Here is a 22,569-nt window from a genome sequence, read left to right as displayed (position 1 = left end):
GCCCGTCCAAAAAGGACGGGCGGGACGCCCATCCCACAATAACAATTAAAATTGTAAGTTATTTAATTCGCGATCCTTACTGAGCAAGGCTATATCTTGTCTACAAATCAAATAGGATTGCTATATCAAACTATAGCAATCCAGAAAATTTAGCAATTAGATGAATTTGACATCTAACTAAAGGTAGATTGATTTTATATTAATTTAAAAAAATTACCGCGTTCGCAGCACAAAAATTTAGCCATCAAAAAACTAATCAGCAATTTCTAATTGCGAGATTGCATAGCGGGCGACAGCCAAACTAACTCTGGCTTGTTCTATTTCCGACAATTGGGCCCAAGGCCTTTTAGTAGCCATGACCAATTCCCCCCCTTCCGAATCCACATCTCGCATGGCATAAGCCAAAGGACGTGCCAACACCTGCAAATCTTCCTCAGCCCACTGAGGCAAAATATCTAAGACGCACTCTACCATCTGGTCAGCTAAAGATTGATACTTAACAGTTGCGTTTTGCACGCTTTGAGCGATGCTGGCCAGAAAATCTTGAGGAACGCGAGCAAATTTCTCGCGCAAAGACTTTTGCAGAGCAGTCGTCAGCCAAACTTGTTCTAATTGCGAGAATAAAACTTGCGACTTCAGGGCAATATCGCTGTCGCTGAAGGAATCAGATAGCGCAAATTCCTGCTCTAGGGCAGCCAAATAAGATTCGGATTCAAGCTGTGCAGGATTCCAGGGGTAAGCAACATCAGTCTGAACAATTGTGGCGAGAAGTTCCATCTGGGCTTGAGTTTGAGAGTCGCGGAAATATTCAGAATCTGTAGATTGGGTAGCCATGATGTAATACCTAAGTGGGAAAAGGAAAAGACAGAGGGGGGACTGTGCCAAGAGCTAGTTGCGAGCTATCAGTGGTAAATAACTCTTTCAAATTCAGACTGGAGACTCAACGCCCAGAACTTTGCTGTGCTACTCGCTGCTTGCCTTCATTAGCTACACCCGCACCTTAATTCGTTCCGCAATCAGTCTCACTGTACCCCGAAGTTTTAGGAACCTCAATAGTGAACTCAAAAATCTGACCTTGAGAACTGCCAAATTTTAGCTGAGTCCCGCTGCGTAGCAGCAATTCTTGGTGGTGAACTCTCTGCCATCCCTCAGATCCCAAAACTAGAGTCCCGTAGCGAGAAAAATCGCGGAGGAAGTAGCTAGGTTCTTCCCGGCTATCTCCGATAGTGTTGCGGCAGAAAATCTCGGCGTGTTTTTGAGAAACCCACTGTTCTCGAATCACTACGTCGTTTTCTTCCCACCGTCCGACTCGAACCATACCTGCGCGAATCGGCCAAACCTGATTGGTGGAGTCGGTGGATTTGGCATTCGGTCGATCGCGCCCCCGCAAATAAGCACAAGACGGCAACCGTCCCAACCAAGTAGAAGAATTTAAAGGCAATTCTGTTTTGAGATCATCTACCGGCTCAGTTAGCTGGCCGTCAAACTCAGGGTGCATATACAGCACAGGCAGCGTCCAAGCCGGTTGATTGAACTTGTAGAGCGTTAGTAACTGCTGTCTGGCGACGGCGACTGCCCGATCGATCGACATCCGTCCGGCCAAAGCTTGGGCAAAAGTTTGGATAAAACTCCGGGCCTCGCGATCGGCGATCGAGTCCCGCATCCCCAACACTGCAGGCACCCCGTGATGAATCAGTACCTCAGCCAAACTGCTGCGGGCGATTGCCTGTTGCTGACCGTTAGTTGAGTGCAGCCTCTCCACCGCCGGCTGAGCTCCCCAGCAGGCATTAAACACCGCCAGAGTCACGCGGCACCGAACTAAAACCTGAGCCAGTTCAGTCCCATTAATCGCCGTTTCCGGCCCCAAAAACAGCAAACCGCCGTCGGGGCCCGGTATCCCGTGGCCGGCGTAAAACAGAATGTTGTAAGCTTGCGTTTCCAGCCGAGAAATGAGTTCCGCCGGGGTAGGTTCGATCAGAGTATCGACGCGAGTCGGAACGCTGATGTCAAAATATTTGTCACTGTCGTCGGTTTGAAAAGCACTTTCCAGAACGCCAGCTAAGGCGAGTGCTTCTTCTCCCAACTGCAAATGACCGTTATTACTCTTGGAAAATTGAGAATTAGCACCGCCGCCGGTTTCTGCTTGTCCCAAAACTAGCAAAATGTTGAGCGACTCCGCAGGCTGCAGGGGTGGCAAAGGTTCAACATTGCTGGTAGTTCGGCTGAACAGCAGTTGCTGCGACAGAGAAATTGCCGGTTGACCGGCTTGAGGCTGCATAATTTCCCAAGGTAAAGCAATTAAATACGGTTCGCGCAAGTCTACGCGCACTCGGAGGGGTAGATTTTGCCCGATCGCGATACCTTTACTTTCCTGGAGACTACCCTGAATCGGCCCTTCAAACAGCCACTGCCAAAGATTAATCCCCAAATGCTGCATCAGGCGACTGCTGTAGCTTGCCGGTGGCCGAGGCGGATGCAGATCCCCCTTGTTGCCCCACCCCCGTTGACCGAGGTGGAGCGGCACAGAGGGCGTCGCTGGAGCGAGGTCTAGCGACTGAGGGCTTCGTTGTTCAGTTTCTGCCAGTATATTCTGGTTGTTTTCTGGCGAGACGAAACTGCCATCAGGATTTAGGGGCAATTCGTGAATTGTCCCGGAGGGCGAAAACATTTCCTGCCAAGCTTTCCAAGATTGGGAGAGGGTATCGGGCCACATACAGTCGTGGTGAACGTACCCGCTGGGATAAGGAGCTTGTAGAACCCAAGTGGCAAAATGGTTTGCCCCAGCGGTTCTCAGGCGAGCGATCGCTATACTGAGGCAAGGACTTTCAGGGCGCGCCATTCACAACTACCGACTCTGGATATAGGGTTGAATTGAGTTTCTCTATTTGTAGTTTATCGGGTTTGGGGTGCGATCGAGTGCGTGAGATTGCTTTGGCAGTTTTTACTTTTACTTAGTGCCCAAAAAATTATCTATATTAGGTAAATCTACCCAAGTTCCCGTAGCATTCGACTCCTGGGTCAAATCCATCAACAACTGCGAGTAAACCCCTTCCCTCAGCGACGGTATCAACGATTCGCCCGCATCTATTGCCTCTACCCACCTATCTACTACTCGAATAAACGCTGCAATCCTCCCGTCTGGATATACTTGAGGAAACTCCAATCTTTGAGGAATTTTGATTTCAGCTAAAGGTTCTCCACCTTGGGAACCCCACAAGCGAAAGCCGTGGACGTAATCTTGCTGGTTGTCGCTTCCTAACACCAACGTACCCTTACTCCCGTATATTTCCACCCAGTGTCCCCGCCCTTGATAAGTAACAGAACTCAAACAAACTTGACAAGGCGTTCCCCCGGCTAATTCCAACATCAACGTGCACGAATCATCTGCATCAACTAATTTTAATTTTCCCGAATCATTCGGATCGGGCCGCCGCGAAATTCCTGTAATCAATTGCCCAGAGAGCCTTTGGGGCGGGCCGAACAGCCAGCTAATATAATCAAAAACGTGAGAACCAGTCGCGCCCAAAACTCCGCCCCCTCGATCTTTTTGCGCGTACCAATTCCAAGGGCGACTCGCATCAGCGCGGCTCGAAACCAGCCAATCAATCTTAATTAAACGCTTTTCTCCCACATATTCTGCTGCCAATAATTCTGCTAGCATTTGCCATGCGGGGATGAAGCGAAACTCAAAGTCCATTGTGGCAATTGCTCTGGAACCACCATTTTTAAAATCGGTTGGAGATTCGTTGTTTGCCAATCGGTAAAGTTCCCTGGCTTCATTTGCTGTCAGGGCTGTGGGTTTTTCTAATAATAAATGCTTGCCTGCTTCCAAGACGGTTTTTGCCATTTCATAATGCAAAAATGGCGGCGTGGAAATGCTGACGCCCGCCACTTCTGGGATAGCTACTATATCGGCGATCGAGTCGCAAGCGTAGGGGATATTGTGGGTAGAGGCGATCGCCTTTGCTTTGTCTAAATTCCGGTGGTAAACAGCCACAACCTCTGTCCGGTGATGGGCCTGGAATCCGGGAAGGTGTACTTTTTGACCGAAACCGGTACCGACTACTGCAACGCCAATTTTTGACATAATTTAATAATTGTTAATTGTTAACTGTTGACTGTTGACTGTTGACTGTTGGCTGTTGACTGTTGACTGTTGGCTGTTGGCTGTTGATAGTTGGCTTTTGGTAGTTGGTAGTTGGTAGTTGTTAGTTGTTATTTGTTATTTTTTAGCTGCGACCAATAACTAATGACCAATAACTCATAACTCATAACTCATAACTCATAACTAATGACTAATGACTACTGACTACTGACTACTGACTAATGACTACTGACTACTGACTCACTACCCATTCAATTACTTGTTTGCCCAAACTAACCCCGTCAAACAAGTCAATTTCTCTGATCCCTGTAGGGCTGGTGACATTAACTTCTGTCAGATAACCGCCAATGATATCAATGCCGACAAAGTACAGTCCGTCCCGTTGCAGCACGGGTTCTAACTGAGCGCAAATTTGCAGTTCGCGGTCGGTAATTTCGGTTTTTGCGACTCGGCCGCCGACGGCCATGTTGCCGCGAAATTCATTGCCGGTGGGAATGCGGTTGATAGCACCGATGGGCTTGCCGTTCAACAATATAATCCGTTTATCTCCCTCTTTTGCTTCCGGCAGATAAGTCTGAACCATCACTGGAATTTGCCCTTGTTGAGTGCTAATTTCGACCAGGGAGTTGAGATTGCGATCGCCCGCTTCCAAGAACAAAATCCCCTCGCCAGCTTTGCCACCCAAGGGTTTAAGAACTGCTGCTCCTTTTTTCTCAACAAATTGCCGAATTACCTGCTTGTTTTGAGAAACAATTGTCTCAGGAATCGCTCCCTCAAATTGCAAAGCATACATCTTTTCATTCGCCGCCCGCAATCCTTTGGGACTGTTAACTACCAAAGTTTTAGCCGGATCGATGCCGTCTAGAAGGTAAGTAGCGTAGAGGTAAGGAATGTTGACTGGGGGATCTGTCCGCATAAATACTGCGTCCATTGCTTCCAGAGGCTGCAAAGTAGGCTGTTCTACCTGGTACCAAGCCTCAGCCGCCTCCCAGCGTCCATCTACCACTTTTACTGGGGTGAGGGCTACCCGACTGAGCATTGCCCAAGTTTTGCCGCCGATGACGCTTAGTTCTTTGGCTTGAGTTGCCCAGACTTCGTGACCCAACTCTTGAGCGGCTTCCATCAGCGCTACGCTGGTATCGTGTCCTGGAATTAGTCGCGCGAGGGGATCGATGATGAATGCAAATTTCATTGTCAATTAAAATTAAGAATTGGTCACAGGAAAATTTGGGCTAACGGAAAATTCGACAGGGAATGCCTCATTTTGCTGCTAGCAGCGGATCTAGCAGGCCTTGAGTATCGAGTTTGTGGATTTCGTCGCAGCCACCTATGTGTTGGTCGTTAATGAATATCTGGGGCAGGGTGCGGCCTCCGTTGGCTCGATCGCTCATTTGAGCCCGTGCTGCTTCATCTCCGTCGATCGCGTACTCTGTAAAATCAATCCCTTTTCGTTTCAGCAGTGCTTTAGCACGAATGCAAAACGGGCAGGTTCTCCAAGTGTAAATTTCTACTTTAGGGGTCATGGGACGCTCAAACAATAACAATATTTTTTAATTGTAATCTTAACCATAGTGCGGACTGTTTTTAGTTCCTAGGCTGAAACCCTGGATTTTTCGTTGGTAGCCAACTTGCCTTGGAGCCTTGAAACCCTTATTCTACGGTTGCCTATAAAAAACTGTCCGAAGGATTGATCTTAACCAATCTTATTTTAATTTTTATATTTTAATTTTTATTATATATAGCAACATGTAGCAACCTTATCTTTTACACCGGAGGTTATTCACTGCTGAAACCCTTGCCGGGAAGTGCATTTGCCTTCTTCTTTTTTTTTACCCTGACTGAAGTCGCTATCGCTTTCTTCCTTCAACATCCGGCTCTATTTGCAGCGCACAACCGAAGCGAGGTGTCAAGTTATTTTTTATACAATTTTTTATTTTTTATATAAATTTAAGTAAACAAATACCCATGCTTAAAAAAACGGAGACATTGTAAAGGCAAACAGGTTGGTCATCAGCCTGCCTAGCGCTGCGGACCAACCTGCTTGTTTCGCTTTCTGCACGAACAGATCATTCCTGCACCTGTTAGTAGGACTGCGATCGCAGTACCCGGTTCAGGAATAGAAGTTGAGCTTCTCGAAGGTGTGATGTATATTTGGGACAAACTCCCCTCGGTCGCTAATTGCGGGTCGGATGTCGTTGCTGTTGATGTCTGGCTGGAGGCACAGGCAGTAGAATAATTTCCCGGACCGCAGACATCTACTGCTGCTGCCGGAGGGGCGGCAGCTAGATAGTAAAACGCTGTTGCCATTGTGGCAGAGAGTCCAATTGCTAGTTTTGCCAGTGGCGTACACATAACTATTTAGTTAAACAGTGGTAAAATCGAAAAATAGAAATAGTCCTAGAGATTAGCGCTGTACGACGGGCAAGGATTTTAGAGTTCTTACAATAAATGGATGTATTCTCTCGCGGACGCCTGTAAAAGATAGTATAGCGCTTGAGATGAGTGCCCAAACACTTTAATAATATTATTCTCTTTCACCTTGACATTCCGTACCGTGGTTGGACCAGAGTGAAGCAACATCTTTTTGCAACCTCTGAAGCAACAGCCTTTACAGCCATTAACAAAGAGTCTTTTTACCTTGACCGCGGTCTCGGGCAATTATTTATTTAACCGAGCGCAAAATAGAGATGCTGTATTGTACTTTGCAATGCACAATCTGACTACTCTTTTATAATCTCATAGTTCGACTAGATCTGTCCTCAGTATATGTACGTATATTCCCCGATGTCAACTATTCAAAAGGAATATTTAAGTATTTACCGAGGGTAGAGGACGTATTGAATGAGCTGAACAAGTCTGTCGCGGAGAGTTTCCATCCCAAGACCTTTGGCGGCCGAAATAAATACTGCTTGAGGAAATTCTTCTCGGGCGAGGGCGAGAGTCTCTCCATCTACGGCATCGATTTTGTTAAAGACTACAAGGGCTGGGCCGGGAGTTACGGGCATATCTGTCAAAATATTCATGACCGATCGAATTTGGCTCTGCCACGCGGGATGGGAGAGATCGACGAGGTGCAGCAAAGCATCGGCGTCAGTGACTTCTTCCAGGGTAGCCCGGAAAGCGTCTATCAAGGCGGGGGGCAGTTCGCGAATAAAGCCCACTGTATCTGTGAGGACGATCGACAGGGGTTCCCTGGTGACAGTGCCGGGAATGGTCAACCGCCGAGTTGTAGGGTCGAGGGTGGCAAATAACTGGTCTGCGGCATAGACTTCGGAATTTGTGAGCAGGTTGAGCAGAGTCGATTTACCCGCGTTGGTGTAGCCCACGATCGCCACTGAGGGTACATCGTGATGATGGCGGTTCTGCCGCAGCCGGAAGCGGTGCGCCAGCAGTTGATTTACTTCTTGCTGCAACCGAGAAATGCGTTTGGCGATCGTCCGCCGTTCGGTTTCTAGCTTGGTTTCCCCTGGGCCTCTGGTACCGATGCCGCCACCCTGTCTCGACATTGCCTGACCGCGACCTCTGAGCCGGGGCAGGGCGTACTCTAGCTGAGCGAGTTCGACTTGCAATTTACCCTCGCTCGATCGAGCTCTTTGGGCAAAAATGTCGAGAATTACCTCTGTTCGATCGACGACGCGGATACCTATCTGAGTTTCCAAGTTCCGTATTTGTGCCGGCGACAGGTCGCGATCGAATACAACGAGGTTAGCGCTAACCGTCTGAGCTGTGAGGGAGATTTCCTGAACTTTGCCTTCGCCGACGACTGTCTGCGGATTGGGGCGCGATCGTTTTTGGCGCACGGTTTGCAGAACCTGACCCCCGGCGCTTTCAACCAGCCGCGTGATTTCTGCCAGGCCGTCCTCAAACTCCAACTGAGTCATGTGCTGAGTCATTACACCTACCAACAGCACTTTGTCTTGGTCTGCATCGACCTGCTTAGCGACAAACTCTGCTTGAAAGTCTGCTTCGAGTCCTTCCACCAAATCCAGAAAGTCTTGGTCGGCGAGCTCGTCCAAATTCAGCGGTTCTGATATTTTCCAGGGAAAGTGTGGAGTTTGAATTAGTGACTTGGGAATTGAAGGCTCTTCTATTTCATCAGTTGCATCTGGTTCTAACTGAGCGCTCAAAACAGAGAACTCAAAATTTGGCTGGTTTCCCTGGGGTATCAGGTGAGCGAGATAAGTTTCTTGGATGTAACCAGTCGCACCGCCCCCGCGGCGCTGAAATCCTCCGCCGGTCAGTGTCAGCCAAACCAGGGCGTCGAGGCGCTGAATTGCCATTGCTGTGAGGGCTGCTTCGCTTGGGGTTTCTGGCTTCAGGTGGGTGGCGATGCAGCGAATGCCGCTGAGGCGACCTCCCCCGTAGCGGGGCAGTTCTAAGGGCGCAATCTGCGTTTGCCGCGGTGTACCCACGCCGACGCGAATTACTTGTCCGCGGCGGTTGATGTAGGTGCAGATTGGTTTGTCTATTTCCGTGCTGATGGCGGCGACGCGCTGGGCGAATTCTGCAGTGGTGATGCGATCGCCCGGTAGTCGCTGGTGGTAAAGCTTTTCGAGTTGCTTGAGCTGGCTGGACTTTAAACCTTGAAGATGGCCGTAGATGGTTTCGATAACTGTTTCTCCCGATCGATCTGTTTATCTCCTATTTTAGTTAACTCAAGGGCGATCGTGTTCTGGTTTTAAGTTCCAATTTACTAAATTTTCTTGCCTCTATCAGAGCGCGGATTCAGTATTGTCGAGTCACCAGCGCCGTCGTTTGTCGCTACGGGGCGATGGAGCCTTTCACAGCGGCCCTCTCAACTTGCAGTTGTATTTAGTATTTACAGATACAGGCGATCGCTGAAAAAACTCGCGCAACAAAAGTTAACACTTTATTTTTTGTTTCAAAATCCTCCTTTAGACTTGTGTGTATCTTGAGCCTAGAGACAGATAGCAAAGCAGAAATTAGGTCGCTACCATGAGAAGCGAACATTGTTAAGGAATGTAAAAACATGGAAACTCGTCCTACTAACCTGCCTCCTACGGCTAATGCTTACAACGGCAAAGATCGGAATGCCTTCTTGTTTGGCTTCAACCCGCAAGCAGAACTTTGGAACGGTCGCTTAGCGATGATCGGTTTCTTAGCTTATTTGCTTTGGGATGCCGCTGGATATAGTGTTCTACGTGACATACTTCACTTTCTGCCTACCTACATTGCTCACTAATGACGAGCAGTCTTTCCTGTCTGGCAGCGTGACTAAATGCCGCCACTGCCAGACAGGCTAAAAGTTACAAATGGCAGCGACTATGGTTGTGTCCCTTTGTATCTTTCGTTACTTTTGAATGGCATTAAAAGACTTCTTGCTGTGATTCCATAATTACGGGTGGGGGCGCTGTCGCTGGCGCGGTGAATATTGATACCAACAGATATTTATTGCGTAAAGGCGATCGCCCCTGCTGTATTTTTGGCAAGAAATATCATCGAGCATTTCTGAATAGTTTATGAAAAATAGGAGCATCAACAATGATTAACTCAAATTTACTGGCAGTAGTAGCCTCAACAGTGACTGACACAGCATCAGGAAATTGGCAAAAGCCTCTGGTGATGTTTGTTTGCAATATCTTAGCATTGCTAGTTCTCAGCCGCCGAATTTGGTATCCCCACGTCGGGCCGAAAATGCCTTTGCCCTTCCCGTCTTTGTTCAACAATGTTAGCGTACCAGCATTTCTGGCTTGCATGAGCGCCGGTCATTTGCTGGGAACATTCCTGATTTTGACCCTCAACATCGACAAGTATTCTTAGGAGAAATTGCCTCGCTTTTGGGGTGATTTTTTGCTGCAATTGGTTTGTTAAAAGGCGGAGAAAAAATGGCAGGGGTAAGTGAAAAGCACTCACCCCTAATTTTAATTTTATATAGGGAGTGGCACAGAAATCGGTTGTTTTACCATCCACATTAGATCAGCTTACTATGCTTAAACCCTTCAAATTCGGCTGCAAAGCCCTCACCTTGGGGAGCCGCACACATTAACCCAACTTGAACGATTGGTGACTCAGTTAGATATGCCAGTCGCATCATTGAATAGTCTGACCCATTCAACGAGTATTGCACTTCCACCGTTTCAGCTCGGCGCTTTACCCGCAGCCACAGGGAAACAGGCGGCACTTCAAGTGGCATAACAGACCAATCCGAATAGTCTCGTGTCACAACCGCACTCACGTTTTGCACTCCCTCAACAAACTCAATACCGCACTTAAGCCAGATATTTTCGCTCTCTCTAATCATCAATCCTGCTTGATCGTAGAGCGATCGATAGCAACCAGTAATTTTGACTTCGGCTGTAAAGTCGCCTGAGACTTGACGGTAGTAAAAGTTGCCGTTATCGCGAATGAATCCGTAATGAGTTTGCCGCCAAAAGTCAGTCTTTGCGCCTGCGGTAATGTGGATAACATCGTTATCCTCATGCCATTGTAAAGGTTCGTTATACCATTGCATTGTTTCCATCTCCTGCTAACTTCCTCCAATTCCGTGCAGTACCAAATCCGCCAAAAAATGAGATAACATAGCGTATTCTAATCCCCAACGCCAGTAAAGAAAACCAAAGGGAATCCCTAACAGGGCATTCAGTGTAATGGTGCGGAGAATGACGATCGGGGTTAATGCCCAGACATTGGCAGCCGCAGGCAAATGACCCACACCAAACAGAATCGCCGCCGCCACAATTGCCAGCCAAAAAATCCATGTAGAGGGTTGCGGTTTGTCTCGCTCAAAAATCTTCCAAAGTAGCCACGCCATCAATGTCATACCGAACAGTCGCAGCAAGAGTTCTTCGGTGATGCCTCCGTAGAAGGAAGCTAATATGCGTTTCCAGAGAGCAATTTCTAGCGTTGTTGGAGTTGCCATTGGCGGCATCCAAGGTTGGAAAGCTAAACTCAATCCAATCAGGACGATTCCACCGATGCAGCCTACAATTAGCGCCGTGTTAAGGGCAGATTTAGATATTGGCGCGAAAGGCTGTCGATATACCAAAGCACGAGCTATGGGCGTATCAAGTCCGATCGAGTTACCGAGGTGAAGCCCAATCCAACAAAGGAGAATTAGAAAAATTCCGGTTTGCAGGGCGGAGGCGATCGCCAAAACAGGTAGCGGTGCAGGCAATTGACTTACTGCCGGATTGAGAGACAGCGCATAAGGGAACACCGCCAAGCTTCCCAAACTACCCAGAAACGCCCAGAACAATGCCAATCGGAAGTAATGATTTTTTGCAGTGTTAGCAGACATAATTTTTGAGAAAAAAACGCATCAATTACACTAAATCAGTCTTGAGTATTTGAAACATTAAAGCTCGATCGCATTTATGCAACTTGTCTCAGACGGAATATAGCCTCGGCTAAGGTGCTACAAAAGCTGGGAATGACGCAGGAAGGTAGCCAAAAACAGCGTGTTTTTCACCGAGGGCAGTTTGAAGAGCTCGAACTTTACAGTTTAGTCAAGGATCACAAGTGTTGAGTCTTGTTATAAAACTTTACTTCATTGCCGCTATTCCTCCTACACCCCCTAAATTTATCCGGTAAAAATCAGTTTTTCTTTCCCAGTTTGAGGATAGTGCTTATCTAGTAGATTTTTCTGTGGGCGACGTATGATTTATTATCTTAGCATTTCATATTTACCAAAGTTGCTGTGCAAAGCTTCAAGACGCTTGGCTTCGGCTGCTTGATTGAGCAAATAAGTTTCAATTTCTTGGGTGTTGGCATGATAGTAGGTGAGTGCGGCGTAGACTTGGGCGAGGGTGAGATGAGAAATGCGATCGCAAATCTCTTCAGCATTCAATCCTCGCTTGTACCAGGTTACAATCCGGCGAACGGTAACGCCTTTACCGAGGATGTGGGGACATCCACCATGCAGTCCGGGAGGGCGTGCAATGAGCGTACCAATGTCAATAGATATTACTGCGGTGATAAATTTTAGAATTTTAACTATACTCATAGTAGATGAAAACCCTATAGAGGCGCACTGGTTATGAACTGGAAAGCACACATTCACTCAAATCCTAAAATGCTGCTTGGCAAGCCTGTAATTAAGGGGACACGAATATCAGTGGAGTTCGTTCTAGGGCTATTTTCAGAAGGTTGGACGCAGCAACAAATTCTATAAAATTACCCAACGCTTAATGCTGAATCTCTACAAGCTGTATTTGCTTTCGCGGCGGAGTGCCTCAAAGTAGACGTATTTTACACGCCTTTACTGTTTGCTGAGGCAAGTTAATGCGGTTTCTGGCAAATGAAAATTTTCCACCCAGTGACTTAACCATTTCGACAGATGAAACTACCCAACGGAGATAAGGCACTGCTTGGCGACAAGCTTGAGCGATACTCACTAAATATGCAACATCCCAAGGGAAAAGACAAAGCCATCCTGTTTAGAAATCGATTGGGAATCACACTAGAAAACAAAGCTATTTTAGAAGTCGCTCTACTAGAATGTGCGGTCAATCAGGAGGCGGAAATTTACAAAACAGACAATTATGGAACCCAGTATGATATCAAATTTTTCATGACTACCGAAATAGGAAGCTCTTGGGTGCTGTCATGTTGGATGATTCGCACCGATGAAGACTTTCCCAGATTAACTAATACCTATCCTGTCAATAAGTGAGGATACTATAATGACGTTACACGAATATGATGTTGTTGCCTTGACCGCAGAAATTCAGGCCATCCATAAAGAAACCTCTGGGCCGATTTTGCTCCGGGCCGGACAAGTTGGCACTATTCTCATGAGCTTTGACGATCGCGCTTATCTAGTAGATTTTGCCGATGCTCAAGGCAATACCTATGCAATGGAAACCGTTCCCTCAGAAAAACTCATGCAACTCGTTTATGAGCCACTTCCTGCCTACGCCTAGCCTACAAATAATACTTTATAGAGTATTGAGTTGGAAGTGGCGATCGAGGAATTATTTCGCGGTGTGAGTTTGGGGCGATAAATGAAGTAAGCTATAGACAAAGGTTTCAAACAATTTTAACCAATGCCAGCATCCGTTGCTTATCTGTTTAACAGAATCACAGTGAACCCAAGACAATGTGGCGATCGTCCCTGCATCCGGGGAATGCGGATTCGAGTCATCGATATCCTAGAGTTGCTAGCTGCTGGTTTGAGTTTTGAACAAATTATCGAAGAATTGCCAGACTTGGAACTTGATGATATTAAAGCTGCGCTTCTCTATGCACTCCGCAAACTCGATCGTCCGGTTTTAGCCACATGACTATTTGGTTGAATTCTCATCGCTCGCCAGCAATTGATGTGTGGATTACTGGCTACCTTTGGTGAAATACATCAGCGATCTGCGGTATTTTTCTCTTCTATTGGGTATTGTACCGCAACTGCGATACAATTATAAGTTCGACTGCTAGATTTTCGTAAACTCGTAATCAGTTGATATATTTCGGGAATGTCTGAAAAAACTCTGCTAAGTGAAATTGTTCATTGTCCCCATGCACGAGAGTGTCAAGAAGATCTTTCTGTTGAAAATCCATGTCGTAAAATTGTTGACTCTCAAAATGCAATTGGGTTAGAAAAATTTCAAGTGCCTGAACCTTGGAGTGGACAGATAGAGCAAGCACCCATTCTCTTCCTGAGTTCAAATCCATCAATTGGCTCTGATGAAGATTACCCAACTTGGGATTGGTCATGTAGCGAAGTACACGATTATTTCAATTACCGTTTTGGAGGAGGACGTAAGCACTGGATCATTGATGGTACAAAATCCTTGCTAAAAGACGGGAAATATAGTCGCTCTACTCGATTTTGGGCAGCGGTTAGACAACGTGCGATTGAGCTACTTCAACGGAACGTTAGTCCAGGCATTGATTATGCGCTTACCGAGATAGTGCATTGTAAGTCTCGTGCCGAAACTGGTGTAGAAGAATCACAGGAGCAATGTGTGGAAGCCTACTTGTTGAGAGTTTTAGAACTAGCAAGAGCAAAAGTGATAGTGGTACTGGGGGCACGCGCAAAGCAAGTGATTCAAAGCCAATTCAATATCTCTACAGAAAATTCAATATCCGAGTTCGTTGAGATAGGGAATCGTGAAAGATTTTTTGCTTTTCTCCCCCATCCAAATGCTCGGACTCACCGTTCTTTTGCTAAGTGTTTACAGGGTGATGAACTTGAAAAGTTACGCGCTTTTTTGCGGTAGCATCAAAATACGGCAAGAGATGCGCGCACTCGAACAACGCCAATGCACCCCACCGTCGAAATCCTGTCGGTGGCAGTCTGAGGTAATTTGCGGCGGGTGATTGGCAACGTTAGACCGCTAAATCTGAGTTGGGTAGTGGCTTGAATGTATCTATCAAATTCCAACCCAAAGGTGAATGTCATGCAAGCTAAACTTCAAGAACAACTTTCTCCTGATGCCGAAGTTATTTTGGGACGTTTGCCAGAACGAATTAAAGCTGCTCTAATTGCGCGTGCTGCGAAAATTGAATATCCGATCGCAGCAACGATCGCCATTTCGATCGCCAGTTTTCTCGACACAGAAGCATTTCGATCGCCAGTTTTCTCGACACAGAAGCATTAGGTTTCGTAGATTGCAAACCAGGACGCGGGCAGTAAAATCGAGAAGTCCCAGGCGATGAAGTTCGAGATAAGGTGAAAGCCCGATCGCTAAAATGATGAATAGATGTTGCTGCCAAGATAACCATGACCACCATCACCCTCAACCTCTCTCCCGAACTCGAACACCAGATCCGCACTGAAGCATCTCGACAGGGCGTGGAACCCGATCGCTACATCCTCAACGCCCTGCAAGAACGCCTCCAGCCTAGACTTCCAATTACCCAACCTACTGAAGCCGACTTGCTGCAACAAATTAACATTGGCTTTAGTGCACAAACCTGGGAAGAATACCATGCCCTCATCGCCAAGCGTCATGCCGAAACCCTGACTCCCGAAGAACACAAGCAACTGATCCAAATGAGCGATCGCCTTGAAAAACTCAACGTTACCCGCATTCAAGCCTTAATTCAACTCGCAACCTTCCGCAACCAACCTCTGACAGATCTGATGCAAACCCTTGGCATCCATCCTCAACCCGATATCGTTGATTATGTCTGAATCCCGCCTCACACAGCAGCAACGACAATTCATTAAACAACGCGCCAATGGTTGCTGCGAGTATTGTCTCAGTCAAGCTAAATTCTCTCCAGATCCCTTCTCGATTGAACACATTATCCCTCGCTCCAAAGGTGGCACCAGTGATTTGGATAATCTGGCGATCGCTTGTCAAGGATGCAACAATTTCAAATACAGTCATAGTGAGGCGATCGACCCTATTACAGGTAGCTCTGTCCCACTTTATCATCCTCGACAGGATAACTGGAGCGAACACTTTACTTGGAGCAGCGATTCGACTCAAATGTTGGGTTTAACACCGACTGGACGCGCTACCATCGATCGGCTGCAACTCAACCGAGAAGGAGTAGTCAATCTTCGAGGAGTCCTGCATTCTATCGCTCTACATCCACCTCACAATGATTCGTAATTGAATATCCGATCGCAGCGGTGATCGAAATGGCGATCGCCAGTTTTCTCGACACAGAATCGTTAGGTTTCGTAGATTGCAAACCAGGACGCGGGCAGTAAAACGGAGAAGCGGAGGTTTTGTCAATTGATGGGCGATCGCTATTATTTTAACTTGACTGAGATACTCAGAAACCGGGTTTTTGACCAAATCTGCGGGCAGCAACGAAATATCTTCCGCAAAAACCCGGTTTCTGAACCCCCAAATTAATTCGACTGAATTTGCGAATTCAAAACCTTAGAAATACGATCGCGCGTTTCCTCCAAATGAGCCCGCGTATAAGCATCAGCATTCCTATCCAAATTCCTAATACTCTTGCTCAAACCTTCCCGCAACTGCCGCAACTCGTACCAAGCCAAACTCCGCGCATCCTCTGGAACATTCGTTTTTCGCAGCACCATTCCGATCAAAATCGCCAAATGTTCCCGCTGCAAAGAACGCCTAAAAGTTGAAATTTGCATCTTCTTTTCCGGCTGCAAAACCTCTTGCCAGATATCCTTTTGCACAGTATTCAACACTTCCGGCAACCTCAAAGCAGTTTCCGGCGCCGATTTTAACTCGGCATCCCGCAGCCTCGCCAAGCGCATCGGAGATAGCAAAACCCGCAATACAAACCGCTGCAAAAAAGTAATTCGATCGCCGATCGGGTAATCTAGAGGAAACACCAAAGCCGGACTTCCCCAGTGCTCCCAGCGCGAAGGCGCCAATTTATTCAGCAATTCCGGCGCAAAACTAAACGCATCCGGGGCAAAAACGTACTTCTCCAATGTTGCTAAAGCTTCTCGCTGCTGAGAAAGTTCGATCGGCACAAACGGCAACTTCGCATTAGTATCTCCAGGGCGAATCCGACTAAACGACTGTCCCCCCACATACAAAGTAGCATTCATGACTTGGTTGACATAATATCCGAACACCGAATCAAACATCACCCGCAGTTCGTTATAACCGTCTTCCCCAACCGGAATTCGCTTTTCTAAACGCTTCCACATCGCCCTCCCATTATCCAATTGCCATTGCGAATACTTCAGCATATTGGCGCTGAGATCGAAGGTATTTGCAGCCGGATCGAGAATATCCACAGAATCCTCATCCGGCGCGTAAGCTAATTGGGATTCGGCACCGCGACTGGCAATTTGTTGCAGCGTTGGTAAGTCGCTGTTCGGGTCCCGGCCACCAATCACTTTGTAACCATACTCGATCGCCCAATCGTCATAGGGCCCTACAATCGTTGGAAAATAGTCGCCCTGCACAGTTCCCTGGGGTGCCAAATTAATCGGCACATAATCCATCACCGACGCTACCAAACCTTGCGTGCGAGTTACCTGAGTATTGTTCAAATCCTCCGGTTGCAGCATCGTACTCCCGTGAAAATTGTGCCTCAAACCGAGAGTGTGACCGACTTCGTGGGCCGTCAAAAATCGGATATATTCATTCACATAATTGTCAATCGTCCCACTGCTAGGCGCTGCATTTTCCAACAGATCCATCGACATTGCCCCCATCGCAAACTGGCGACTCGATTCCAACCCAAAACACATATCCGAACTCGACATCAACCGCGATAAAGAGGATCGCTTTTGCTCTTGGTATCTTTCTACCAAAGTCGGCAAATCATCAGCCATTCCACCTCGATCATTTTCCCCGCTGCTTTTTCCTAAATCCCCATTTTCTAGCACATTCAAATAGCGAGAATACATCCCGAACTGACAGGGATTGGTATTAGAACCGTTTCGCCCTTGAAAGCTCTTAGATAGCGATCTATTTTGTTCCACCAAAGACCGATAACCCTGTTTTATTTCCCGGACAACATTAGCATCCAACAGAATGTCAGCATCCAAAATTTCCCCCGTCAGCGGGTTAGTACGAGACGGCCCGATGCCGGCAAACTGAGGCTCAAAAGAACTCGACCAGCGGATAGTATTGTAGCGAACGTCAGCCGGATCCCATTTAGCATTGTCCGGCATTTGTTTGACCTGAATTGTCTCAGTAAAACCTGCCTTTTCAAAAGCTTTGTTCCACGCCAAAACGCCCTCACGAATTGCGTTTCGGTATTCGGTAGGCACATTATTTTCAATCCAAAAGACGATCGGCTGTACCGGCGGCGACATCGGCGCTGTCGGGATTTGCTTTTGCAAATGCCAGCGATTGATATAGCGCACAAAAGGCTCCCGGCTGCTCTTGTCAGAAAAGTCCTTATATGCTGTGAGAAAATAGCCCACTCGCTCGTCCGCAAGTCTGGGCCGGTAGCCGTTATTTAGCGGCACTTCCGAGAAACTGTAGTGAATGCGGAGGTTAAAAGCCCGACTGTCAGGAATCGAAGGTAAATAGTTAAGCTCACTGTCATTATCGCTAGAAAAACCATAGACAGAAGCAATCTCCACATTCAGCGGAAACGCTTTAACATCTTTAAAAGAAGACTTGTCTGCATCGATCGAGTAAGAAGAACCCAAAAGCATCGGCAAAATCGCTTTTACCCCTGGTAAATCGCGTTTTTCGCTCATCAGCAAATCCCCTAAATCGATCAGCAGAGTTTGTCTTTGCGGATCAATGCTTTTGAGAGGCAAAGAATAGAGAATCGAGTCGCTAAATCCCCGTGCTACCGAACCTGCTTGCGGGTCGCCCGGACTTGTGCGAAAATTTACATTTGGGATCACAAACTGCACGTTATTTTGGACGCGCCGCAGTTGAAACAAGAAATCGCCGATCGGCATTCCGCTCAAAATGCCTGCTTCCCCCAAACCCGATGCCAATGTCACAAAGCACAGGAACTTTTTGTCGAGTTGTTGCGGTTTAATTTCCAGATATACTTTATCAGTTGCTTGATTGCGGTAAAGAGTAAATAGTCCCTCTAACTTTTTCGCGTCTTTGACAACCTCTTCAAATGGTGCCAGACTTTGCTGTTCGCTACTTTGTTCGTTGCTGGGCGGCCCAGATGATAAAGCTACAGGTAAGAAGAAACCTTTATACAAACTGAAACAGAAAAATGCTAAAGATAATATAAAAAATATCAAAGGCAGATTTTTTCTCGGAATTTTTATCTGTTGATTTTTGCTATTTTCAGGAAATATCAATCTTTTCATTTTCAGTATCCAGCCGCAGGAAAGAATAGTTTTGAGATAGTCACGCCACACTCGCAACGTTCGCATCATTTAACTTCTAAAATAACTCACAACTCAAAATTCAAAACTATTGTTTCGCTGGCCAGGGAATCATGGGATCTTGAGCCAAACGCTTAGAAACTGCAACAGCACCGTAACGGTTGAGGTGGCTGGGGTCGGAAAAAGATTCTCGCGCCTGGGGCCACAATAAACTCTTATCTAGGAAAATTAGTCCGCTTTGAGCTGATAATTCTTGCATATATTGCCGGAATTCTTGTTCGTAACCTGTCCGCACCGGGTCTAAATAATCTTCAGTCAGAGGCATATTTACAAACACGAGATTGATGTTGCGAACCTTGGTAAATTCGATCAGATTTTTGAGTGCTAGAGCTTGTTCGCCTACCAATTTAAAATTTTGATAGTCGGAGTCGTAATAACCAGATACTTTGGGGTGCTTCTGAAAGTAAGTTTCGGGATTGAAGCGTATATCGATCGGCAAAAAGCCATTTGGTTGATACTCGCTAACTGGTTTACTCGCAGCAGTGGGCTGAACGTTTTCAGTTGTTTGTTCACCCAGGGCTGCGGTTTGGGGGCTGTCGGTGGCAACAGGGGCTAATGAGGGATTAACGATCGATCGCAAAAACCCTTTAAGTCGATCGCGTTTTTTGTAAGTTGCAGAACCCTCAACCAACTTTTGACTCACCAATTGCTGAACATTAGCTTGAGCTTCTCCCAAATTGTTCACCAATTCAGTCGCAGTCGCCACCGGATTGTTGGCGCTTTCCTTCGATGTTTCGGATTCTAATTGATTGGTGCGGATCAGAAAACTACCCCGGCTCAATTGCCTGTAACCTTCCGAAGAAGCGATCGCACTAAAAGTCAAATCCGGCCGCCCGCTGTTGAGAGCCCTCGCCCCGTCAGCCAACACCAGCAATTTCGGCAGTTGTTGTGGCGGCAAAATCCGGCGGATGAGCGAATCTACAACTTGGAGAGTAGCTCCATTAACCCCAAAATTGTAAGCCCTCAGCCCCGGATAGCCCGAAGCTGCCAAAGCGGTTTCCAAAACCGCCGGGTCGATACCGCGCAGAGCCCTCGAACTACCGACAATTAAAATGTCCGGCGGTTTTTTGTGCAGGTGGATATACTCTTGATAGCGCGCTATTTGGTCGTCAAGCTGCTCGCTCCTCAAAGTCGGGAACACCGGAGGAGCAGAAACATCAGCTACAGGAACGCTAGTATTGCCCGGTTTCGTAAACCCAGAGCCATTAAAAGCTTCTTCCCGGTTGGCTTCCGGCGACGGCTGCAACGGAGTTTGAGGCAAATTCACCTCCTCAGCAGGGGGAACTGGTTTCGGGGTTGCCTTCGGAAGTGCGGCTGTAACATCGTCCACAGCCTTGGGGGATGAATTTTGACAATTTGGGCCGCTGCAAACTTCGGAAGCGCTAGGAGCTTGACTGACCGTCGCAGATTGCAGAAATTGACCGAGGAGCCAATCGGTATTGAAAGCCAGCAGACAGCCGGCGATCGCCCAAATCAAAGCCATTCGCGCCGCGCGATCGGCTCTCACGCCCCCCGGCGCAGCAGCATTCGTTGATAAACCATCATTGGGAACAAACAAACCCGAAGCGACAAGCGGTTGCACCGCAGCTTGAACTAATTGCTCGCCCAGATTGTATCCGGGGAGCCTGATTTTGAAGCGGGGCCGCCAGGAGTTGGGCGCCGGAGCATCGAACACCAAATTGTCGCCCAAACCCGAAAAACTCCCATCCTCTGCCGGCGCAAACTCCGGCACCGGTTCCTTTTCCAACACAGCCACTTGCGAGGGAACCGGTGCAGGTGCCGCTGATTCCTCGTCAACAACCGTTCTGAGGTCGATTGCGTAGCGCCACAGGGGCAGTTTCTGGCCGGCGCGGCGTCCGTAGACTCGCACCCCTGCCACTCCCGGAATTTGTAAGTGCCGCAAAAATTTCGCCACCGGCGGGCCTACCTTCGACTGAGAAGGGCAAGTCAGAGCTTCTGTCATGACGTGCAGCACGTTGCCTTTTTGCAGCACGACAGCCCGAATCCCTCCTGTTTCCAGCTTGCGCCTGAGATTGGGGTTGAGCAACCTGTTCAATAAAAAAGTCAAAGCCAATTGGTCGCCATCGATCGCCAGCGTTCTAGCGTTTGCCGCCAAGTCGGGGTGGTGGGCGGCAGGCAAGTCCACCCAGTCTATCCACACCGGGGACTCCGGCGCCGCCTGAGAGTCCTTGGCTGGTTCTACGCCGTAGATCGTAGCTGCGCGGATGCCTTGGGGCGCAAATGATGCTAACAAAGGGGCGATCGCCTCGGTGGTTTGCTGCTTGTCTGGGTATTCTTGCCGTTTAGGCTTTTGTCCTTTTTTGGCAGTTTTGCTGCAAAACAGGTGGAGGGTTGCTTCTTTGAGGGTTGCCCGCACTTCGACTCTCGATGCTGCCAAGTGTTGATTTAGCAGTTTGGCGATCGACTGTACGTCTCCCCACCTGGCCCATTCCTTGAGAATTTTGTCCGGCGAAGTCAAATCCACCCGCAGCAGCCAGTCCGGTTTCGCTTCGCCGCTGACTTGGCTGGCTATCACTGCTTCCCGGAAATCCTCTAGTTGCAGTTTCCGTAGCCTGCCGGCGATGGGTTCTGCCAGCAATGAGGGGTCGGGGCTGTAAGCTGACTCGCACAGCACCAGCAGTCGGCGTTCCTTGGGCTTGATATTTTCCGGCCCATTGACCGGCAGGGTTTCTCCGCTGCTTTTGAGTTCTTTTTCGCGAATGCTGACTTTCACCGAAACTCCCATCGGGCCGAGGATTTCGCTGAGATAGCTGGCGATCGCATCTGGATAGCCCCGGCGCGCCAAAGTTTCCGGCGAAACCGTCAATGTTCCATCAGGATCGCCCTCGCCTGAGCCAGCTTCGGGGGATTGAATCAAAGCCACCGCGCCACGGTTCGCTTTCTGCTGAGGGGGAACGGCGGAACCGACAACTTCCCGCATCGCAGCAGCCGAAGTGTCGATCGTCACGGGGGAAGTTTCAAAAGCTTCTGGGTATTGAATGCGGGAGGCGATGGGCAGACTTTCGGCGTCAAAATCCAGTTCTTCCCTTACTTGCGGCGGGTGGGCTGCTGTTTCTATCGGTTTTGGTGTCTGTTTGAGTTTCTGGTTGTCATTCTTAAATTTGCCGAAAAATCCGCCTCTTTTAGGGCTTGCTGGCGGTTCGTCGGGGGAACTCGCTGGCGGCGGCACTTCGGCAACTTTTGGTTCCGGTTGCTGTGGCTGTTGCTGTTGCTGTCGCTTGGGACTGCTGCAATCGAGCCGGACTGTCCAGTCATTTTGTCGGGAACCGATTTTGCGGCCGCACAGAAACAACTGGTAAATTTTAGGTCGATCGGGCAGCAATCGCGTTAAATCAGTGTGTTCGAGGGCGTTGGTAAATCTCGCCGTCACCAATTCTTGAGACGGACACTGCGCTGCTTCGCACAAAATGTGCAGATGATTTCCCCGCAAACGCGCTTGTACTTGAACTTCGGGAAGCCCTAAAGCTTCTTGCGCCCACTGCGAGGCGCTTGATGGATTGTCTGCCAATATGCTCCCGTTCGCATTTAACATGAAACTCTAAATTTTGCCAAAGCTGGTTTTGTTTTCTAGAAATAGCACAGTTACAGATTTTACGGACAATTATTGGATTTGCCGAGCCTAACCGTTTTGTCTGGTTTAAGCCATGCTGGACTTAGAGTCTTGCCTTGTATCCCCTCGGCTTCGAGCCGTTGGGGAATATTTTTTTGATAATACCTCGACATTTTG

23 protein-coding genes and 1 pseudogene are annotated in these 22,569 nt (G+C 48.0%); 11 read left to right on the top strand and 13 right to left on the bottom strand.

The window, feature by feature from the left end:
• Positions 1-252: 252 nt before the first annotated feature.
• The 7 genes from QUA03_RS12210 to hflX form a co-directional block, all read right to left on the bottom strand.
• Positions 253-834 carry a hypothetical protein gene (locus QUA03_RS12210; RefSeq protein WP_333212388.1) on the bottom strand — a complete coding sequence of 194 codons (582 nt, stop codon included), beginning with the start codon at positions 832-834 and terminating at the stop codon, positions 253-255.
• Positions 835-1,000: 166 nt separating this feature from the next.
• The gene (locus tag QUA03_RS12205) at positions 1,001-2,839 is read right to left on the bottom strand and encodes a CHAT domain-containing protein (RefSeq protein WP_333212386.1); all 1,839 of its coding nucleotides are present in this window, start codon (positions 2,837-2,839) and stop codon (positions 1,001-1,003) included.
• Between the two features lie 108 nt (positions 2,840-2,947).
• A complete protein-coding gene (locus QUA03_RS12200; RefSeq protein ID WP_333212384.1) occupies positions 2,948-4,087 on the bottom strand; it encodes a Gfo/Idh/MocA family oxidoreductase in 1,140 nt (379 codons plus the stop codon).
• A 250-nt stretch (positions 4,088-4,337) separates the two neighbouring features.
• Positions 4,338-5,297, bottom strand: a complete 960-nt coding sequence (gene gshB, locus QUA03_RS12195; protein WP_333212382.1) for a glutathione synthase — start codon at positions 5,295-5,297, stop codon at positions 4,338-4,340.
• Between the two features lie 67 nt (positions 5,298-5,364).
• Positions 5,365-5,628, bottom strand: a complete 264-nt coding sequence (gene grxC / locus QUA03_RS12190) for a glutaredoxin 3 (RefSeq protein WP_333212381.1) — start codon at positions 5,626-5,628, stop codon at positions 5,365-5,367.
• Between the two features lie 496 nt (positions 5,629-6,124).
• Positions 6,125-6,457 carry a PEP-CTERM sorting domain-containing protein gene (locus QUA03_RS12185; RefSeq protein ID WP_333212379.1) on the bottom strand — a complete coding sequence of 111 codons (333 nt, stop codon included), beginning with the start codon at positions 6,455-6,457 and terminating at the stop codon, positions 6,125-6,127.
• 464 nt (positions 6,458-6,921) lie between these two features.
• Complete coding sequence (gene hflX / locus QUA03_RS12180; protein WP_333212377.1) at positions 6,922-8,517, bottom strand: GTPase HflX; 1,596 nt, start codon at positions 8,515-8,517, stop codon at positions 6,922-6,924.
• A 578-nt stretch (positions 8,518-9,095) separates the two neighbouring features.
• On the opposite strand from hflX, the gene QUA03_RS12175 reads away from it, so the two are divergent.
• Together QUA03_RS12175 and QUA03_RS12170 are read left to right on the top strand one after the other, a co-directional pair.
• Positions 9,096-9,308: a chlorophyll a/b-binding protein gene (locus QUA03_RS12175; RefSeq protein WP_006634547.1), complete on the top strand. Its 213-nt coding sequence runs from the start codon at positions 9,096-9,098 to the stop codon at positions 9,306-9,308.
• Between the two features lie 299 nt (positions 9,309-9,607).
• Complete coding sequence (locus QUA03_RS12170; RefSeq protein WP_333212376.1) at positions 9,608-9,886, top strand: Photosystem I reaction center subunit PsaK; 279 nt, start codon at positions 9,608-9,610, stop codon at positions 9,884-9,886.
• 151 nt (positions 9,887-10,037) lie between these two features.
• On the opposite strand, the gene QUA03_RS12165 is transcribed toward QUA03_RS12170, so the two are convergent.
• Together QUA03_RS12165 and QUA03_RS12160 are read right to left on the bottom strand one after the other, a co-directional pair.
• A complete protein-coding gene (locus QUA03_RS12165; RefSeq protein WP_333212374.1) occupies positions 10,038-10,577 on the bottom strand; it encodes a DUF1349 domain-containing protein in 540 nt (179 codons plus the stop codon).
• Between the two features lie 15 nt (positions 10,578-10,592).
• Positions 10,593-11,363, bottom strand: coding sequence for a CPBP family intramembrane glutamic endopeptidase (locus QUA03_RS12160; RefSeq protein ID WP_333212373.1), 771 nt, complete (start codon positions 11,361-11,363; stop codon positions 10,593-10,595).
• A gap of 60 nt (positions 11,364-11,423) precedes the next feature.
• Between QUA03_RS12160 and QUA03_RS29005 the strand changes: the two are divergent.
• Positions 11,424-11,591, top strand: a pseudogene (locus tag QUA03_RS29005) (GNAT family N-acetyltransferase); the annotation flags it as partial.
• Positions 11,592-11,729: 138 nt separating this feature from the next.
• On the opposite strand, the gene QUA03_RS12155 reads toward QUA03_RS29005, so the two are convergent.
• Positions 11,730-12,068, bottom strand: a complete 339-nt coding sequence (locus tag QUA03_RS12155; RefSeq protein ID WP_333212371.1) for a DUF433 domain-containing protein — start codon at positions 12,066-12,068, stop codon at positions 11,730-11,732.
• Between the two features lie 33 nt (positions 12,069-12,101).
• Here QUA03_RS12155 and QUA03_RS12150 point away from each other — a divergent pair, with 33 nt between their 5' ends.
• The 5 genes from QUA03_RS12150 to QUA03_RS12130 all read left to right on the top strand — a co-directional run bounded on the left by QUA03_RS12150 (position 12,102) and on the right by QUA03_RS12130 (position 14,280).
• Positions 12,102-12,236, top strand: a complete 135-nt coding sequence (locus QUA03_RS12150; protein ID WP_333212370.1) for a DUF433 domain-containing protein — start codon at positions 12,102-12,104, stop codon at positions 12,234-12,236.
• A 165-nt stretch (positions 12,237-12,401) separates the two neighbouring features.
• Positions 12,402-12,737 carry a DUF6883 domain-containing protein gene (locus QUA03_RS12145; protein WP_333212368.1) on the top strand — a complete coding sequence of 112 codons (336 nt, stop codon included), beginning with the start codon at positions 12,402-12,404 and terminating at the stop codon, positions 12,735-12,737.
• A 10-nt stretch (positions 12,738-12,747) separates the two neighbouring features.
• The gene (locus tag QUA03_RS12140; protein WP_333212366.1) at positions 12,748-12,987 is read left to right on the top strand and encodes a DUF4926 domain-containing protein; all 240 of its coding nucleotides are present in this window, start codon (positions 12,748-12,750) and stop codon (positions 12,985-12,987) included.
• A 123-nt stretch (positions 12,988-13,110) separates the two neighbouring features.
• Complete coding sequence (locus tag QUA03_RS12135) at positions 13,111-13,347, top strand: DUF433 domain-containing protein (RefSeq protein ID WP_333212364.1); 237 nt, start codon at positions 13,111-13,113, stop codon at positions 13,345-13,347.
• A gap of 186 nt (positions 13,348-13,533) precedes the next feature.
• The gene (locus QUA03_RS12130) at positions 13,534-14,280 is read left to right on the top strand and encodes a uracil-DNA glycosylase family protein (RefSeq protein ID WP_333212362.1); all 747 of its coding nucleotides are present in this window, start codon (positions 13,534-13,536) and stop codon (positions 14,278-14,280) included.
• Positions 14,281-14,282: 2 nt separating this feature from the next.
• Here QUA03_RS12130 and QUA03_RS12125 read toward each other — a convergent pair whose 3' ends face one another.
• Complete coding sequence (locus tag QUA03_RS12125) at positions 14,283-14,462, bottom strand: hypothetical protein (RefSeq protein WP_333212360.1); 180 nt, start codon at positions 14,460-14,462, stop codon at positions 14,283-14,285.
• Between QUA03_RS12125 and QUA03_RS12120 the strand changes: the two genes are divergently transcribed.
• The 3 genes from QUA03_RS12120 (at position 14,461) to QUA03_RS12110 (ending at position 15,624) form a co-directional block, all read left to right on the top strand.
• Positions 14,461-14,661, top strand: a complete 201-nt coding sequence (locus QUA03_RS12120; protein ID WP_333212358.1) for a hypothetical protein — start codon at positions 14,461-14,463, stop codon at positions 14,659-14,661. The two genes, QUA03_RS12125 and QUA03_RS12120, sit on opposite strands and share 2 nt — an antisense overlap.
• 122 nt (positions 14,662-14,783) lie before the next feature.
• Entirely contained in the window at positions 14,784-15,197 is a 414-nt protein-coding gene (locus QUA03_RS12115; protein ID WP_333212356.1) for a hypothetical protein, read from the top strand.
• The gene (locus QUA03_RS12110; protein ID WP_333212353.1) at positions 15,190-15,624 is read left to right on the top strand and encodes an HNH endonuclease; all 435 of its coding nucleotides are present in this window, start codon (positions 15,190-15,192) and stop codon (positions 15,622-15,624) included. Before QUA03_RS12115 ends, QUA03_RS12110 begins: the two co-directional genes overlap by 8 nt.
• Before the next feature lie 245 nt (positions 15,625-15,869).
• Here the strand turns inward: QUA03_RS12110 and QUA03_RS12105 are convergent, their stop codons facing one another.
• Positions 15,870-18,743, bottom strand: coding sequence for a zinc-dependent metalloprotease (locus QUA03_RS12105; protein ID WP_445304849.1), 2,874 nt, complete (start codon positions 18,741-18,743; stop codon positions 15,870-15,872).
• Positions 18,744-18,849: 106 nt separating this feature from the next.
• Positions 18,850-22,374 (bottom strand): hypothetical protein, encoded by a 3,525-nt coding sequence (locus QUA03_RS12100; protein WP_333212350.1) that lies wholly within the window; start codon positions 22,372-22,374, stop codon positions 18,850-18,852.
• Positions 22,375-22,569: the final 195 nt, after the last annotated feature.

This window comes from Microcoleus sp. S36b_A4 (genome assembly GCF_036700645.1).
In the GTDB taxonomy this organism is placed as follows: domain Bacteria; phylum Cyanobacteriota; class Cyanobacteriia; order Cyanobacteriales; family Microcoleaceae; genus Microcoleus.
This window is presented reverse-complemented; position numbering and strand designations above follow the sequence as displayed.